We start from the raw sequence: 15605 nt of genomic DNA on the forward strand, positions 1-15605 counted from the left end.
CTTTCTCTTTATCCCAGTTATTCATGGGCTAATAATGAGTGGAGATAGTCTCCACTCTATCCTTCCACACATGCACAAGTACAAGATGAATGATTATCATTCAGTTTTTTCACAGAAATGAACCTACCTCTTTAAGATAGGTTCATCTCACTATTTTATCCCGATTGGTGCGGGCTAATAATCAGTGAAGGATGGATCTCCCTACTGATTAAAGTTGCACTTTATTTCTTTATATGTAGTGCATGTGTTAAAAAATCTAGTACTTCTGCCTTTTGTAGCTCGACTTGCTCATCATCTTTATGATCATATAAATAAACTTGTTCCGCTGCTGATTCAACAAGAGCGATAAATAACTTCGCTGTTCGCTCTGCGTGAACCGAATCACGAATTTCACCAGCTTCTTTTGCCTCACTTAAAAATTCACTTAGCCACATATAAAGAGGCTCATATACAGCTTCCCATTCTTTTATATGTTCAGTAGATGCAAGGCCTGCATACATTAATGCTTGTATTTCACGATATTCAGCTATAAAGTTAAATACTGCATCTATTACTTGCTCAACTTTACTTGAAAAAGGTGCATCGTTCTGTACTTTTTCTTTCACTGCAAGTATCATCTTCTCAACCATCACTTCTGCTATTGCAGGCATAACAGATAACTTAGAAGGAAAATATAAATAGAAAGTTCCTTGTGCAATGCCAGCCAATTTTACGATATCAGAAATCTTCGTTTTTTCAACGCCCTTTTCCTGAAACACTTCAATAGCTGCATAGACAATTTTCTCTTTTTTATTCATCATCTAAACCCTTTCACACGCGTATTGAATGACTGTCACTCATTTTATAAAATAACTAGCTATACTGTCAATTATAGTGCACTTTTCATAATAAAAATCTCCCAACAAATCGTTAGGAGATTCAACTTTAATATCAATTTCTTATGAAAGAGCCTTTAATCCCGTAACTCCACATACGATAAGAGCTACACTAATCAAACGTGCCTTACTTTTCGATTCACCAAACAGGAACATATTTAATAAAACGGCACCTGCTGTTCCAATACCAATCCAAACCGCATAAGCTACACTTACTTGTAAGAACAAGAAAGATGTGTATAAGAATGCGAAGGAAGTTGCAAATCCACCTATATAAATCGCTCCATTTGCTAGCGTCTTATCTTTACTATACATTTTAAGGCCTATCACACCCACTATTTCACTAATTGCAGCACAAAATACGAAAATCCAACCCATTTTTAAGCAGCTCCTTTCACAGCTTCTTCAACAGTTTCTTCTTTATTATCAGCCAATTTTAAGCCGACAACGCCAGCTACAACCATCACGATAAAGAATAGTTTCCCTACACTGAAACTGCCGCCAAAAAGGAATACATCCATTAGGAAAGTACCTACCGTACCAGCTCCCGCAAACACAGCATATACAGTCCCTGTTGCAATATGTTCGCACGCTTTAGAAAGAAAATGAAAATCAACAGCGATAACTCCTACAATAATGACCCAATGCCACCAAGTATGAGCTGTATTAAAACCAAACACCCAAAAAATTTCAAAGATACATGTTAATATCACATATAACCAAGCTTTATTTTTCATACTTACCACCTCTTATGACTGACTATCATTCATTTTTGTTTTAAAAAAATATACTCTTTAATCACTATTATATAAAAACAACTATCATCCTCATTTATCATTATATTTGTTCCTTTACAAAGCTAACTACATTCAAAAATTATTTGATGTACTTTTAACATCCTTAATCAATGAATTCTCGTCTTCCCTAACCTTCTTGTATGCATCCAAAAATATCTTATCAGCACCCTTTCAAAAGTTAAAATGACTGAATGTCATTCATTACTATTGTATGTGAACAATTCACAATATGTCAACTGTAAATTTTCATACTGAATATGGACAGCAGCATCATAAAAAACGAAACGAAATACGTTTAGGAAAAAATTTCATTTTTTCCTGTATATTTCTCAATAATCTGTCAATAATACTAGTAACATAATATTTTCTCCATTCCCCCTTGGAGATCCCTTGAATGGAGCAGTTAGCTTTTGCTAGCTGCTCTTTTTTATTTGTCGGCACACTATGGTGAAATACTCATAGGTCAAATTCATTTTTCATCACGTAACAAGGAACGGAGTATTTTTTAATCTATTTGCTTTCCAACGAATCCTTGTATGCAATAATTTTATTTTCAAGCATCTTCTCTGTAATTACCAAGTTTTCTCTTTGTATTTGAATAGATTTCCTGTGATCTTCTAACAGTTGTAACCGAGCTTGGGTTGTGTGTTCTCCTTCTGTATATAATCTAGCGTATTCTCTTATTTTCGCTATCGGCATTTGCGTTTGTTTTAATTTCATTACAAACTGCAACCACTTTATATGTGATTCTTCATACAGTCGATTTCCATTTGTACCGCGGTTTGCAATTAATATGTTCTCTTTTTCATAATAACGTAATGTATGTGTGCTCACTCCTAATAATTTAGCTACCTCACTAATTGTATACATACTCATACTCCCTCCGCATGCCATTTAATCTCATATATTTAACTGCTTTATCAAATTTATAAAAAACATTTGACTTAGAGTATACTCTAACAAATAAAATCTAACCATAATAAATTAATTTGAACTTAGGGGGATTTTATATGAAATATACTGTTATTACTGGTGCTAGTTCTGGAATTGGCTATGAATCAGCTTTAGCCTTTGCATCTCGTGGAAAAAATTTAATACTTGTAGCTCGAAGACAAGAAGAATTAGACGGATTAAAATTAAAAATTAACGAAATGCATCCGGAGTTGGATGTTGTCATTCGAAGAACTGATTTATCCGTCACTGAAAATGTTTATAAACTTTATGAAAGCCTACAAGCTTTTCAAATTGAAACGTGGATTAACAACGCAGGTTTTGGTAATTTCGCTTCAATTGCCGAACAAAATTTAAATAAAATAGAAACGATGTTGCATGTAAATATAGAAGCCCTAACAATACTCTCTTCCCTTTTCGTTCGAGATTATTCAATGGTTGATGGAACACAGATTATTAACGTTTCATCGGGCGGTGGATACACAATTGTGGATAACGCTGTTACGTATTGCGCTACGAAATTTTATGTAAGTGCATTTACAGAAGGATTATCTCACGAACTGAAAGAACAAGGTGCAAAATTAAAAGCAAAAGTTTTAGCTCCTGGTGCAACTGAAACAGAGTTCGCGAAACGCTCATTTGATATTGATGAATTCCAATACGATACGGTTGTTCCAAAATTCCACACTGCAAAACAAATGGCACAATTTATGCTCGACCTTTATGATAGCGATAAAGTTGTAGGGCTTGTCGATGGTTCTACTTATAACTATGAGCTTAAAAATCCCATTTTTAATTTTGCAGTAAGAAAAACGAATTCAAATTCTTAACAATATCTCATTTCTGACTAAAATATAGATGCCCACTATTTCTTAAATAATAGTGGGACTTTTTTCTCTCTAAAAATTTCACCCAACATACCGTATCATCGCCACTTCATCACAATAATCGACTTTTGGACAATGTCTACAGTCAATCCACACTTTCTCTGGCAACGCTTCTTTATTCACAAAATCAAACCCGCACTTTTGAAAAAATTCCGTTTCATATGTTAAAGAAATTACCCTATTCACTTTTATCTTTGCCGCCTCATTCATTACATGATTCACTAACTTACGCCCTATCCCTTTTCCTGCATATCTATGCGAAACAACTAACGATCGTACTTCTGCAAGATCCTCTCCTAACACATGTAAACCAGCAACTCCAACAATTTCCCCTTCTTCTTTCATAACATATAAACATTGCAAATATTGATAGAGAGACAAAATAGACCGAGGCAAAACAACTCCTTCTTTTGCATACATTTCAATGAGATTATAAATTTCTTTCACATCACTTGTAACCGCATTAAAAATTTTCATATTATATCCCCTTGCCCCCAGCATTAATATTTATAACATTTAATGAATTTTAATTCATAATTTCATATAATAATACATCTCTCTTTTCTCCCAGTCAATCACTTTTCTGAATTTTATCCCGCTATTTGCGGGCAGTAAGACCCTCACCTCAAAATTCGGCTGAAGCAAAGAAGTTAGGTGGGAGATCAACTGCCCGTAAACGCCCGATTGGTGAGGGCTAATAATCCGTGGGGGATGAACACCCCCCCCCCACGGATTAAAGTTTCACTTTACACAAACAAAAAACCAAGCAACTTAATCGATGCTTGATTCCTCATTTCGTATTGGCAATACAGTCGAATATTTAATTTCACGCAGTGCTAAACTTGTCTGTATACGTGTAATACCTAGCTTATTTAACTTCCTAATAAACTGCTCCAGTTCCTTACGATCACGATTCGCCACTTTTAATAAATAATCATATTCTCCTGTTAAACAGTGACATTCTAACACTTCCGGCATCGATTCTAATTCTCTTTCTAACACCTCAAGCTTATCCGATTGATGAATATTTGTGCTCATAAAAATAAAGCAAAGTAAATCAAAACCGAGCTTTTCTTGATTTAAAATTGCTACTTGCTTATCAATAAATCCTTCTCCCTCTAGCCTTTTTATACGTGCATGCATCGCAGCTGGAGATAAATTAACACGGCGTGCCAGCTCTGCATTACTTACTTGTGATTCTTTCTGCAATATATCTAAAATTTGTACATCCAAATCATCTAACACTTTAATAACAGATGACTCCATTATAATTCCCCCTTTTTTCTTACCGATGATTATTCGAAAAAATATATCATAACTCTCACAAAACTAAATAATATTCTTTAAAACATAAATCAAACGAAATATTTTATCGATTTTCAACCATTATACAAAAGAATATATTACACAATAAAGAAAAATGCTAAAATTATTTACAATTCGTATTGATTATAACAAAGGGGATTTTAATATGCCTTATTTTTACGTCTTTTTACTATTATTAACGAGCTTATTATGGGGAGGAAATTTTGTCGTTGGGAAATCACTCGTCGACCATGCATCACCGATGACACTGACAAGTTTAAGATGGATCATTGCGATCGTTTGCTTATTGCCGATGGTGTGGTTTAAAGAAAAGAAAATCATTCCACCACGCGCTGCAATACTTCCATTAATACTGATGGGAATTTCAGGAGTCGCTCTCTTTAACATTTTTCAATTTTTAGCATTAGAAAAAACATCCGCAACGAATGTAGGTCTTATTTCTACATTGAATGCAATTTCAATTGCACTATTTTCGGTATTATTTCTAAAAGAAAGAGTAAATACATTTCAAATTTTATCCATGATTCTTTCATTCTTCGGGGTTATCCTCGTCCTATTAAAAGGTGATTTTTTACTTTTATTTTCACTACATTTTAATAGCGGAGATTTATGGATGATTGCGGCAGTTTGTATTTGGGGAATATATTCTGTTTGTAGTAAATGGGCAACAAAAACAACTACGCCACTTATGGCGACGCTATATTCTGGTATTTTCGGCGTTATTTTATTACTGCCATTTAACATAGGTAGCTTCACTGTTTCTAATATAAACACTTCTTTCATTACATCCCTTTTATATACAGGACTGATTTCCACAGTTCTTTGTATGGTGTTTTGGAATATTGGCGTACAAAAATTAGGAGCTACGACATCGGGGATTTTTCTCAACTTCAATCCGATTTTTACAGCTATTTTAGCATTCCTTTTCCTCGGAGAAGAATTAACATGGATACAAATTCTCGGAACAGTTATCGTCGTGACGGGATGTTATTTATTTTCTCATTTCAAAACAGTTGCTGTTCAACCAACTAAAGCTTTAATTCGAAAACATTCTTAATGAAAAAACATCGTCATCTGAGTGGCGATGTTTTTATTTACGCTTCATCTCTTTTATATACTGCTTTTCCTCTTCTGGCGATAAACGTTCTGTTGCTTTGCCAGTATCTCCACCTTGAAGACTCCATAAAAAGTTATGATCCTCAACAGTTTGAGAAAAATCTCCTTTTTCCCATCTATTTATAATAGAAAGTAACCTCGTTTTATATTGAAAACCTGTACTATTTTCAATACCTTTCTTTATACTATAAATTTCTTTTGTTGTCATTTCTACAAATCCCCATTTCTCAGAGGATTTTACCTTCTGGTGTACCATTTTGTGCATAGTAGAAATAATTTCACCTTCACTAGTTTGTGAAGTTTCTTCTGCAGCCTTCTTCTCTTTCTGACTTGTCGCTTGTTGGATTTGAATATTTTTACTTTCTTTTTCTACATATGCAAGTAGCTGCTTTCCTCCAACTATAGAAGCGATAATTATTACTACTGTAATACATATACCTACGAGCCATTTAAAAAACATTAATCCATCATCGCTTCCCTAACAATATGACTATCTACATACTGCTTAAACTTCACAATTTTTCCGTTCTCAAGTTGCCATACATGAACGAAATCTGCTTCAAATGATTTGCCCGTTTCTTTATAAACTCCTGAATAAACACCTTCAGCAATAATTACATCTTTTCCATTTACTTCATGGTACATATTTACACTCGCTTTATAATCATTCCATTCTGTTCCTAATCGGCTAAATACATTTTCCATTATTGCTTCTACACCTATATAAGTTCCGCCGTATGGGAACCCTACTGCCTCTGTCCATTCCACTTTTTCAGAGAAGGCTTCAGCTAAATGTTTGGCATTCGAAGAAGCTGATCCTTCATATGTACTTCGAATAATTTCTAAATTTGATTTAGACATGTTACTTCCTCCCGGTTTATTTATTCTTTACACAAGATGTAACTAAATCAGTTACATCTTGTGTAAAAAAATATTTAAATTATTTTATTCTTAATTTAGTTATTGTAACTATTATAGTTACAATAACTCTTTAAGTCAACAATTAATAAATGAAATTTAATTCGTTTTCATTACTTTCTCTTTTAAGAAACGATCTACATATCCTTCTGCTTTTACAACGAATAAATACGCACCCATTGATAATAATGCAAGATCTAATTCATATCCTGGATTCTTTCCATCTCCTAATAAACCTGCTGCTCCATTTACCTTTACGATAGCTCCAGCTAAAATAAGAGCGAATAACAACCCTACATATCGTACACCTAAACCGATAATTAATAATATACCACCAACTAATTCTACAGTTGCCACGCCATACGCAAGACCACCTGGTAAACCAATGCTTGTAAACCATCCTGCTACATTATCGATTCCTGATTGAAATTTCGCTAAACCATGTGCAAAAAACGTCACTCCTAACACGAAACGAATAATTAAATTACCAATGTATTGATTCATTTTGAACTCTCCTTTTTGTTTTGTTATGGTGAACTTTTATTTACAAGTCAAAACAATACGGCATTTCTTTTTATTCGTCAAATACTTTTTTTAAAGAAAACAAAAAGACATTATCCGTTTTACGAATAATATCTTTTACAAAATAGCGCTAATTCAAGCTTTTACTCTATCGCACAGAAAAAGTTGAAACATTTTTCCAGCGCTAACATAAGACAATAAAGATACGTCTTCTTCTACAACCATTCCAACAACATTCACTTTCTCATCTTTAGGCAAATCATTTATAACAATTTGCATCTCCCCAGCATATCTACCGTACAATTCATTATCAATTGTAATGCTACCTTTCTTTCTTGAAATTGTATTCATCTGCTGTAACATAACTTTATTGCTTTCCCTTGATTCTACAGAGCGAATCACATCACGGGCCGGATCTAACCTATTTGTATGCACTTGCTCTACCGCTTTTAATGCTGCACTATCAGTTATAAACGATTGATAGCGTAACGGAATAATCCCTCTACTCGCACTCGCTATTTCTTGTACACTTTCTAAACTCGCACTTATATCTCCGATTAATACTTTATCGACATCACACTCTTGAACAAGTTCTAAATATGCTTCAAGCGGACGCATATTGCGGTGTTTTTCTAACGTCGGTAAACCTTCATATAACGGACCACGTTTTTCATCATCACCTGAAATAAATGCCATCGTTTTTATTCCGCGCTCGTGTAAATACTTATTTTGTTTTTTCAAAAATGATGTAGCTAGTCCTGTTTCAGGACGCGGGTAAAAATTATGCCATGCTTCTACATGCTCTACTCTAATGTTTTCAGCAACTAACTCTTTCCAAAACGAATCTGTAATCGTACTCGCATTTAAAGCCACTTTCACCTTATGAGATACGCGCGCAATTTCTTTTGGCGTAATGCCATAATCCATTCGTAAACCAGTAATGCCAAAACCCAATAACTCTTCCACATTTTCATAAGTTATTCCTAAATGATGTAACGATTTCGGAGAGACATCAACCATTAATTCCATTTCATATTTGAGAGTTTGTTTCCCTAATATTTGAATTAATTCTTTATACGTACCCGGATCATCTTCTGGTATATGAAGTGATGTAAAAATAGATGAAAACCCGTTTTCCTTCGCTACTTTTAGCCACTCTTCTTGTTTCTCTACTCGCTCTTTTGAAAGATAAATTGAAACTCCAATCATATGAATCTCCCTTTCTATTCATAGAAAAAGAGAAAGGAATCCCTTTCTCTATATGTTTTCTGCCATTTCTTCTTTAAATCCGAAGAAGTACGTAAAGATAAATCCGAAAGTATATGCAATTACTAAACCTAAGAAATATAGTAAATATTTATTATCAGCAATTAATGGGATTAAAGATAATCCTGATACACCAATCCCGAGTGAAGCCGTTTTCATAATTGCTTGGAATGCTCCGCCGACAGCCGCTCCTAAACAAGCAGTAATAAACGGTTTCCCCAGTGGTAATGTAACCCCGTATAATAACGGTTCACCAATTCCTAAAAATCCAACTGGTAATCCACCTTTAATAATATTGCGAAGTCGTTTGTTTTTTGTTTTTACATAAATCGCAATTGCTGCTCCTACTTGCCCAGCACCTGCCATTGCTAAAACTGGTAATAAAGGCGTTACATGTGTTTGATTAATAAATTCCATATGAATCGGTGTTAAACCGTGGTGTAACCCGACCATAACGAGAGGTAAAAATGTTCCAGCAAGCACAGCTCCGGCAAATGCTCCGCCAACATTTAAAATTGCATTAATACCGCTCGTAATACCATCAGATAAGAATCCGGCTACTGGCTGAATCGCTAACATCGTTACTATACTTACAACTAATACAGTAATAAGCGGTGTTACGATAATATCCACTGCATTTGGCACTACTTTTCGTACTCGTCTCTCAACTACAACCATAAGCCACGCTGCAAAAATAACTGCAAACAAACCGCCCCGTCCAGGTACCATTGCTTCACCAAATAATTTCACATTTGCCATCGCCGGATTGAAAATTAAAATACCAGCAATCGCACCAAGAACCGGTGTTCCGCCAAATTCTTTCGCTGTATTCCAACCAACTAAAATGCCTAGGAACGTAAAGATACCGCCGCCAATGAGTAGTAACATTTGTAGCCATGTTGCATTCGGATCCGCACCTGCATTTTTCGCAAAGTTAGCGACTCCGTTTATAATTCCTGAAGCAACAAGACCAGGAATTAACGGAATGAAAATACTTCCTATTTTTCTTAAAAAGTTTTTCACTGGCGTATTGTTTTTCTTCTTAATCTCTGACTTTATCTCTTGACCGATATCCTCAAGGTGATGATCTGCAACCTCTCCAATTCGTAATCCTGTTAAAACTTCCATTTCAGCTGCTACTTTATTTACCGTTCCTGGACCAACGACAACTTGAAGTGTTTCATCTTCAATGACACCCATAACGCCTTCAACTTTTTTCAGAAGGTCCATGTTCACTTTACTTTCATCATGAAGCGTTAATCGTAACCTCGTCATACAATGAGCAATGCCACGAATATTTTTCACTCCCCCAAGTTGCTCCGTAATCTCACTTGCCATTCTCACTTCTTTCTTCATAACAGAATCCCCCTCCCCAGAGTTTATAGTGCCTTCTTCACAAATCCTTTCGCTTCTTTTAGTTTTTCTAGTGCTTCCCCATACTCACACTGTAGTAATACCATAACAATTGCAGCTTTCACATTTCGATCTGCTTTTTCGTAATACTCTGTAGCCACTTCATAACTAGCGCCTGTTGCTTCCACAATAATTCGTTTTGAGCGTTCTACTAACTTTTCATTTGTAGATTGCACATCTACCATTAAGTTTTTATATACTTTCCCTACACCAATCATCGAGGCTGTGGAAATCATATTGAGCACTAATTTTTGCGCCGTACCAGCCTTTAAACGCGTTGAGCCTGTTAATATTTCTGCTCCTGTCTCCACTTCCACATTTAGTTTTGCATATTTACTTATTTCAGCATTTTTATTACAAGAAATACTCGCTGTACTCGCTCCTACGCTTTTAGCGTATTTCAATCCGCCAATTACGTAAGGGGTTCTACCACTTGCAGCAATTCCAATCACCGTATCTTTCTCGTTTAACCCAATGCTTTTTAAATCTTCTTCTGCTAACTCTTCACGATCTTCGGCACCTTCCACCGCCTTAGTAAACGCTTTCAATCCACCTGCTATAAATCCTTGCACCATTTTGTCATCTGTACCGAATGTCGGCGGGCATTCCACTGCATCTAAAATGCCTAAACGGCCACTCGTACCAGCCCCAATGTAAATTAATCGGCCCTCTTCTTCAAAAGACTTAATCACAGTCTGGACAACTTTTTCAATTTGTTCTATCTCTTTTTCAACTGCTAACGCAACTGTTCGATCTTCTTGATTCATACTTTGTAACACTTCTTTTATGCTCATCTCATCTAAATTCATCGTTTTCTCATTGCGATGTTCTGTCGATAAATTTTCTAACATGTTGTCACCTTCTTTGAAATTTTATCCCGCTATTTGCGGACCGTAAAACTCCCTCCTCCAAATAATGCAGAACCAAAGCAGTTATGTGGGAGATTAACTGCCCGTAAACGCTCGATTGGTGTTGGCTAATAATCAGTGGTGATGGGAAAAATCCTCACTGATTAAAGTTTCACTTTATTTCACACTTTTATTATAACTTTAAGAAACTAAAAATCAATAACTCTTTCTTATTTTATGAAATAAAATTTCATCACATGACATATTTGTGTCAAATATAATAAAAAAGATGAGTCTCCCCATCTTTTCTTCTACTTTAATTTCCGTAACCGGACTGCTTCTTCTCTCGTCTCCATAAATTGATCCAATACTTTATTACCAATTCGGTTGAATGTAATCACATATAAAGCATCAATCATATTCAGTTGTGTCATCCGTGACGCAATACTCGCAATGCGATGATCTTGCTCTACATCCGGCATACAAAGGCGAATGTCTGCCTCTTTATATAAAGGTGATGATTGATCAAGCTTCGTAATTCCAATAACCGTTGCACCCTGTCTCTTCGCATATTGCGCCATTTCAAGAACATCTTTCGTTCTTCCTGAAGTAGAAATAGCGACAAACACATCGCCTTCTTTTAAATTCGTCACAAGCGGCAACATCATATGAAAATCAGATAGCATCATCGCAGTAAATCCGAGCCGAGTAAATTTATAAGCGCCGTCCATCGCCGGTGTCGCTGATCCACCTACGCCGTAAAATATGATCTTGCCCGCATTTACAATACTATCTGCAGCTTTCTCAAGTTCCTTCTTATCTATCGCAGTAACGCTCGCCTCAATTGCAGCCTTATTCACATAAGTAACTTTATTAAACAAATCGTACGGTCCATCTTCCGTATTCATCACTGAAAAATCGTTAATATTATAATCCGCAATCGTTAATTCACGAACGAGCGCTATCTTAAATGCTTTAAAGCTCCCTATCCCAATCGATTTACAAAAGCGAACAACACTCGCCTCACTTGCGCCTGCATTAGTTGACACTTCTTTCGTCGTTAAATTCGGAACAATCTCTGCATTCTCCATTATGTACATGGCAACCTTCTTCTCAGCTGGTGAAAATTGATCCATATTATTTTCAATTTTAAATAGTAATGTTGAAGCTTTCACTATTTAACCTCCACTTCTCGCGGCTACTTTTTATTTCGCATATTCTCCTTCTTCATGAAGGTAATAGCCATCATTACCAGGCGGATGGTGAACAATTACAGTTCGATTCCCTTTTGTATATGCAGTTATTTCACCTTCAGATCTCTGTTTTTCCCATCCATTTATCCAAATTGCAAAGCCAGGTACAAAAGCAGTGTACTTATATTCTTTCGGATTATCACCTTCCACATAGGAAGAGAAAATAGAAACAGGAAAATCTTTCACTTTTGATTCTTTCCCTATAATAAATGGTATACACAATAAAAGGAGTATAACTACACCTATAACTTCCCCCTTCGTAATCTTCACACATCCCTCTCCTTGTCATATCACATACATAGATTTTACCATAATTACAAACCCTCCATGCTACATGACCGTTGCATTTTGTAATAAAAAAAGAGCCTATCTACGTCAGATAAGCTCTTTCCCTCTATACAAAATACTTCTTTAAAAGTGGCGGTGTGATAATCGTCGTCAATATAACAACAATAACAATCGCTGTAAAATTTTCTTTCGCTAATAAATTCGCCGTAAGTCCATTTGCTGCGATAATAAGCGCTACTTCTCCGCGCGACACCATCCCTGCTCCAATACTAATAGAAGATTGTAAATTGAACCCTGTTAATCTTGCTCCTAAACCTGATCCGATTAACTTTGTGAATATTGCAATGAGCGTCATAATGATAATGAACCAAAGCTGGCTTCCGATACCTTGAAATGTAATTTCCATTCCGATACTTACGAAGAACACCGGTACAAATATCGCATAAGCAATCGGTTCAATTTTATGTTCTACTTCATGCTTATACTCTGTTTGAGAAATTGCAATTCCGGCTGCAAATGCTCCAATAATACCTGCAATTCCCATCATTTCACTATAATAAGAAAAAGAGAAGCAAATAATAAGAGCTGCACTAATTAATGCTTCCGATACACGAAGTGGGACAAGCATTTTCATAATCCACGGTACAACTTTCCATGCGATAAAAACAATACTTACAAAGAAAATAAGTTTCTTTACGATAACAAGTGTTATATTCACATCTTGTGTTCCTAAAAAGCTCATAACAAATGCTAATAAAATAACGACTATAACATCATCAAATACGGCAGCACCTAAAATCGTTGTACTTTCTCTCGTATTCATCTTCCCTAAATCACGCAACGTTTGCACCGTAATACTAACCGATGTCGCGCAAAGTAATAATCCTAAGAAAATCGCATGGGATTGTATGAATCCAAACAGCAATCCCGTTACATATCCACCGATGAAAGGAAAAATAATTCCACCAGCCGCTACTGCAAATGATGATTTTAAATTCCTATTTAATTCTTCTAAATCTGTTTCGAGTCCCGCCATAAACATAAGTAACAAAACACCAATCTCACTCAATTCATCAATCAGTTCAGAACTATTAATAATTCCTAGCACTGCGGGACCGATGATAATACCAACAATTAATTTACCGAGTACAGAAGGCTGCCCAAGTCTTACACTAATGTCACCAGCTAATTTCGTACAAAGTAAAATGACGACAAGTTCAAAATAAAATAACATAACATCTTCTCCTACTTTATAAAGTGAAACTTTAATCAGCCCTCACCAATCGGGCTTTTACGGGCAGTTGATCTCCCACCTAACTTCTTTACTCCAGCCGAGTTTTGAGGTGGGAGTCTTACTGCCCGTTAATGCGGGATAAAGTAAAACTTTAATCAGTGGATTTTCTTCATCCAAAGCTAATTATTAACCCGCATCCATTTCTGCACATAGTTTCCCCTATCAATTAGCATTTTATTTGTCATATTTTTTATTTGACAAAATATTCTGAATTATAATAAAATTAATCCAGAAATTTCAAAAAACTTCATACCCTAACTGCACCTCTATTTACTTACATTCTCCTTTCCAATGGGCTCATACTATATTCGCAGTTGTGGTAATAAAAAAACGGGGGGAGAATCCAAAGTGAAGTCATTACTACGAAAAAAAGCACTTAGTACTGAATCACCACGGCAGTTGCAAAGAACATTAACCGCACTTGATTTAACTTTTTTAGGAATCGGTGCCGTAATTGGGACAGGCATTTTTGTATTAACAGGTATTGTAGCAGCAAAACATTCTGGTCCTGGAATTATGCTATCATTCCTCATTGCGGCTTTTACTTGTGCTTGTGTAGCCTTTTGTTATGCTGAATTTGCTTCTTCTATACCTGTCTCAGGAAGTGTGTATACTTACGCATACATGACAGTCGGAGAAGTCGTCGCCTTCATCGTCGGATGGTGTTTAATGCTCGAATATTTACTTGCCGTTGCAGCTGTAGCTGTTGGGTGGTCTGGTTATTTACAATCTTTACTACAAGGGTTTAACATGCACCTTCCCGCCATAATCGCCTCGGCCCCCGGTGTAGGAAAAGGTGGTCTCATCGATTTACCAGCTGTTTGTATTTTACTACTCATTACTGGCCTTTTAAGTTTTGGTATACGCGAAAGCGCACGCATTAATAATATTATGGTTCTTATAAAGTTAGCTGTTATTATCGCCTTTATCGTAGCAGGCGCAAAATATGTAAAGCCTGAAAATTGGACGCCGTTCATTCCATTCGGATACGACGGTATTATTACTGGAGCTGCCACTGTATTCTTCGCCTTTTTAGGTTTTGATGCAATCGCAACCGCTGCAGAAGAAACGAAAAAACCACAACGCGATTTACCAATTGGAATTATTGGCTCCCTTCTTATTTGTACTGTTTTATACATGGTCGTATCTTTCGTTTTAACAGGTATGGTTCCTTACACACAATTAGACGTTTCTGATCCAGTTGCATTTGCACTGCATTTCGTCGGTGAAGATACAATTGCAGGGTTACTGGCTGTTGGGGCAATGACAGGAATGACAACCGTTCTTTTAGTCGTTATGTATGGACAAGTTCGTGTTTCGTATGCGATGAGCCGCGATGGTTTACTTCCAAAAGCGCTAGCACGCGTAAACAAAAGAGTAAAAATCCCTTTATTAAATACATGGATTACTGGCGTTGTTTCCGCTTTATTAGCAGGACTTTTAGACTTACATTTACTAGCTAACTTAGTAAATATCGGTACGTTAACTGCATTCACGTTCGTTTGCTGCGCTGTCCTTATTTTACGAAAAACACATCCTGATTTAAAACGCGGGTTCCGTACACCTTTCGTACCTGTATTACCAATTGTTGCTATTCTTTGTTGCTTATATTTAATGATCAATTTGTCTAAAACGACATGGATCAGCTTTGCAGTTTGGATTATAGTCGGCTTGTGCGTCTATTTCTTCTACTCTAGAAAGCATAGCCATTTAGCTACTGAAAAAACAAATGATGAGAAGAAAGAAGCATAACAAAATAGCTCGCCGATGAAACGGCGAGCTATCTTCTTGTTTTATCCCGCTATTTGCGGTCAGTAAGACTCCCAACTCAAAATTTGGCTGGAGCAAAGA

General features: G+C 36.0%; 18 protein-coding genes. 3 read left to right on the plus strand and 15 right to left on the minus strand.

The genetic code is table 11. The annotated features are described in order from the left end of the window. Window positions 1-221: 221 nt before the first annotated feature. The 4 genes from ACQKNR_RS18130 to ACQKNR_RS18145 all read right to left on the minus strand — a co-directional run bounded on the left by ACQKNR_RS18130 (window position 222) and on the right by ACQKNR_RS18145 (window position 2542). Complete coding sequence (locus tag ACQKNR_RS18130; RefSeq protein WP_427319315.1) at window positions 222-800, minus strand: TetR family transcriptional regulator; 579 nt, start codon at window positions 798-800, stop codon at window positions 222-224. A gap of 138 nt (window positions 801-938) precedes the next feature. Then, window positions 939-1253 (minus strand): DMT family transporter, encoded by a 315-nt coding sequence (locus tag ACQKNR_RS18135; protein ID WP_000539702.1) that lies wholly within the window; start codon window positions 1251-1253, stop codon window positions 939-941. 2 nt (window positions 1254-1255) lie between these two features. Then, the gene (locus ACQKNR_RS18140) at window positions 1256-1612 is read right to left on the minus strand and encodes a DMT family transporter (protein WP_427319318.1); all 357 of its coding nucleotides are present in this window, start codon (window positions 1610-1612) and stop codon (window positions 1256-1258) included. Between the two features lie 570 nt (window positions 1613-2182). After that, a complete protein-coding gene (locus ACQKNR_RS18145; protein WP_427319320.1) occupies window positions 2183-2542 on the minus strand; it encodes a MerR family transcriptional regulator in 360 nt (119 codons plus the stop codon). Window positions 2543-2682: 140 nt separating this feature from the next. On the opposite strand from ACQKNR_RS18145, the gene ACQKNR_RS18150 reads away from it, so the two are divergent. Further along, window positions 2683-3453 (plus strand): SDR family NAD(P)-dependent oxidoreductase, encoded by a 771-nt coding sequence (locus tag ACQKNR_RS18150; protein ID WP_427319322.1) that lies wholly within the window; start codon window positions 2683-2685, stop codon window positions 3451-3453. A gap of 78 nt (window positions 3454-3531) precedes the next feature. Here the strand turns inward: ACQKNR_RS18150 and ACQKNR_RS18155 are convergent, their stop codons facing one another. Both ACQKNR_RS18155 and ACQKNR_RS18160 read right to left on the minus strand, forming a co-directional pair. Further along, entirely contained in the window at window positions 3532-3987 is a 456-nt protein-coding gene (locus tag ACQKNR_RS18155) for an N-acetyltransferase (RefSeq protein WP_427319324.1), read from the minus strand. A gap of 294 nt (window positions 3988-4281) precedes the next feature. Further along, window positions 4282-4776 carry an Lrp/AsnC family transcriptional regulator gene (locus ACQKNR_RS18160; protein WP_427319326.1) on the minus strand — a complete coding sequence of 165 codons (495 nt, stop codon included), beginning with the start codon at window positions 4774-4776 and terminating at the stop codon, window positions 4282-4284. A 205-nt stretch (window positions 4777-4981) separates the two neighbouring features. Here ACQKNR_RS18160 and ACQKNR_RS18165 point away from each other — a divergent pair, with 205 nt between their 5' ends. After that, window positions 4982-5893: a DMT family transporter gene (locus ACQKNR_RS18165; protein WP_427319328.1), complete on the plus strand. Its 912-nt coding sequence runs from the start codon at window positions 4982-4984 to the stop codon at window positions 5891-5893. 33 nt (window positions 5894-5926) lie between these two features. Here the strand turns inward: ACQKNR_RS18165 and ACQKNR_RS18170 are convergent, their stop codons facing one another. The 9 genes from ACQKNR_RS18170 to ACQKNR_RS18210 all read right to left on the minus strand — a co-directional run bounded on the left by ACQKNR_RS18170 (window position 5927) and on the right by ACQKNR_RS18210 (window position 13694). After that, window positions 5927-6412: a PRK06770 family protein gene (locus ACQKNR_RS18170; protein WP_427319330.1), complete on the minus strand. Its 486-nt coding sequence runs from the start codon at window positions 6410-6412 to the stop codon at window positions 5927-5929. Further along, window positions 6412-6813 carry a nuclear transport factor 2 family protein gene (locus tag ACQKNR_RS18175; RefSeq protein WP_427319332.1) on the minus strand — a complete coding sequence of 134 codons (402 nt, stop codon included), beginning with the start codon at window positions 6811-6813 and terminating at the stop codon, window positions 6412-6414. Before ACQKNR_RS18175 ends, ACQKNR_RS18170 begins: the two co-directional genes overlap by 1 nt. Before the next feature lie 156 nt (window positions 6814-6969). Continuing rightward, on the minus strand, window positions 6970-7374 hold the full coding sequence (locus ACQKNR_RS18180) for a DoxX family protein (RefSeq protein WP_427319334.1): 405 nt from the start codon (window positions 7372-7374) through the stop codon (window positions 6970-6972). Between the two features lie 153 nt (window positions 7375-7527). After that, window positions 7528-8601 (minus strand): DUF871 domain-containing protein, encoded by a 1074-nt coding sequence (locus tag ACQKNR_RS18185; protein ID WP_427319336.1) that lies wholly within the window; start codon window positions 8599-8601, stop codon window positions 7528-7530. 48 nt (window positions 8602-8649) lie between these two features. After that, a complete protein-coding gene (locus ACQKNR_RS18190) occupies window positions 8650-10014 on the minus strand; it encodes a PTS transporter subunit EIIC (protein WP_427319338.1) in 1365 nt (454 codons plus the stop codon). 23 nt (window positions 10015-10037) lie between these two features. Further along, the gene (gene murQ, locus ACQKNR_RS18195; RefSeq protein WP_427319340.1) at window positions 10038-10922 is read right to left on the minus strand and encodes an N-acetylmuramic acid 6-phosphate etherase; all 885 of its coding nucleotides are present in this window, start codon (window positions 10920-10922) and stop codon (window positions 10038-10040) included. Between the two features lie 308 nt (window positions 10923-11230). Further along, on the minus strand, window positions 11231-12094 hold the full coding sequence (locus ACQKNR_RS18200) for a MurR/RpiR family transcriptional regulator (protein WP_427319342.1): 864 nt from the start codon (window positions 12092-12094) through the stop codon (window positions 11231-11233). A 30-nt stretch (window positions 12095-12124) separates the two neighbouring features. Further along, complete coding sequence (locus ACQKNR_RS18205) at window positions 12125-12442, minus strand: outer surface protein (RefSeq protein WP_427319344.1); 318 nt, start codon at window positions 12440-12442, stop codon at window positions 12125-12127. Window positions 12443-12566: 124 nt separating this feature from the next. Beyond that, window positions 12567-13694 (minus strand): cation:proton antiporter, encoded by a 1128-nt coding sequence (locus tag ACQKNR_RS18210; RefSeq protein WP_427319346.1) that lies wholly within the window; start codon window positions 13692-13694, stop codon window positions 12567-12569. 408 nt (window positions 13695-14102) lie between these two features. Between ACQKNR_RS18210 and ACQKNR_RS18215 the strand changes: the two genes are divergently transcribed. Then, window positions 14103-15506, plus strand: a complete 1404-nt coding sequence (locus tag ACQKNR_RS18215; protein ID WP_427319348.1) for an amino acid permease — start codon at window positions 14103-14105, stop codon at window positions 15504-15506. The last annotated feature ends 99 nt before the right edge of the window (window positions 15507-15605 follow it).

This window comes from Bacillus sp. NPDC094077 (assembly GCF_050279465.1).
Taxonomy (GTDB): Bacteria; Bacillota; Bacilli; order Bacillales; family Bacillaceae_G; genus Bacillus_A.

Excerpts from the sequence above, each read along its gene's own strand:
- ACQKNR_RS18130 (WP_427319315.1), bottom strand. The coding sequence starts at position 800 with ATGATGAATAAAAAAGAGAAAATTGTCTATGCAGCTATTGAAGTGTTT.
- ACQKNR_RS18135 (WP_000539702.1), bottom strand. The coding sequence starts at position 1,253 with ATGGGTTGGATTTTCGTATTTTGTGCTGCAATTAGTGAAATAGTGGGT.
- ACQKNR_RS18140 (WP_427319318.1), bottom strand. The coding sequence starts at position 1,612 with ATGAAAAATAAAGCTTGGTTATATGTGATATTAACATGTATCTTTGAA.
- ACQKNR_RS18145 (WP_427319320.1), bottom strand. The coding sequence starts at position 2,542 with ATGTATACAATTAGTGAGGTAGCTAAATTATTAGGAGTGAGCACACAT.
- ACQKNR_RS18150 (WP_427319322.1), top strand. The coding sequence starts at position 2,683 with ATGAAATATACTGTTATTACTGGTGCTAGTTCTGGAATTGGCTATGAA.
- ACQKNR_RS18155 (WP_427319324.1), bottom strand. The coding sequence starts at position 3,987 with ATGAAAATTTTTAATGCGGTTACAAGTGATGTGAAAGAAATTTATAAT.
- ACQKNR_RS18160 (WP_427319326.1), bottom strand. The coding sequence starts at position 4,776 with ATGGAGTCATCTGTTATTAAAGTGTTAGATGATTTGGATGTACAAATT.
- ACQKNR_RS18165 (WP_427319328.1), top strand. The coding sequence starts at position 4,982 with ATGCCTTATTTTTACGTCTTTTTACTATTATTAACGAGCTTATTATGG.
- ACQKNR_RS18170 (WP_427319330.1), bottom strand. The coding sequence starts at position 6,412 with ATGTTTTTTAAATGGCTCGTAGGTATATGTATTACAGTAGTAATAATT.
- ACQKNR_RS18175 (WP_427319332.1), bottom strand. The coding sequence starts at position 6,813 with ATGTCTAAATCAAATTTAGAAATTATTCGAAGTACATATGAAGGATCA.
- ACQKNR_RS18180 (WP_427319334.1), bottom strand. The coding sequence starts at position 7,374 with ATGAATCAATACATTGGTAATTTAATTATTCGTTTCGTGTTAGGAGTG.
- ACQKNR_RS18185 (WP_427319336.1), bottom strand. The coding sequence starts at position 8,601 with ATGATTGGAGTTTCAATTTATCTTTCAAAAGAGCGAGTAGAGAAACAA.
- ACQKNR_RS18190 (WP_427319338.1), bottom strand. The coding sequence starts at position 10,014 with ATGAAGAAAGAAGTGAGAATGGCAAGTGAGATTACGGAGCAACTTGGG.
- murQ (WP_427319340.1), bottom strand. The coding sequence starts at position 10,922 with ATGTTAGAAAATTTATCGACAGAACATCGCAATGAGAAAACGATGAAT.
- ACQKNR_RS18210 (WP_427319346.1), bottom strand. The coding sequence starts at position 13,694 with ATGTTATTTTATTTTGAACTTGTCGTCATTTTACTTTGTACGAAATTA.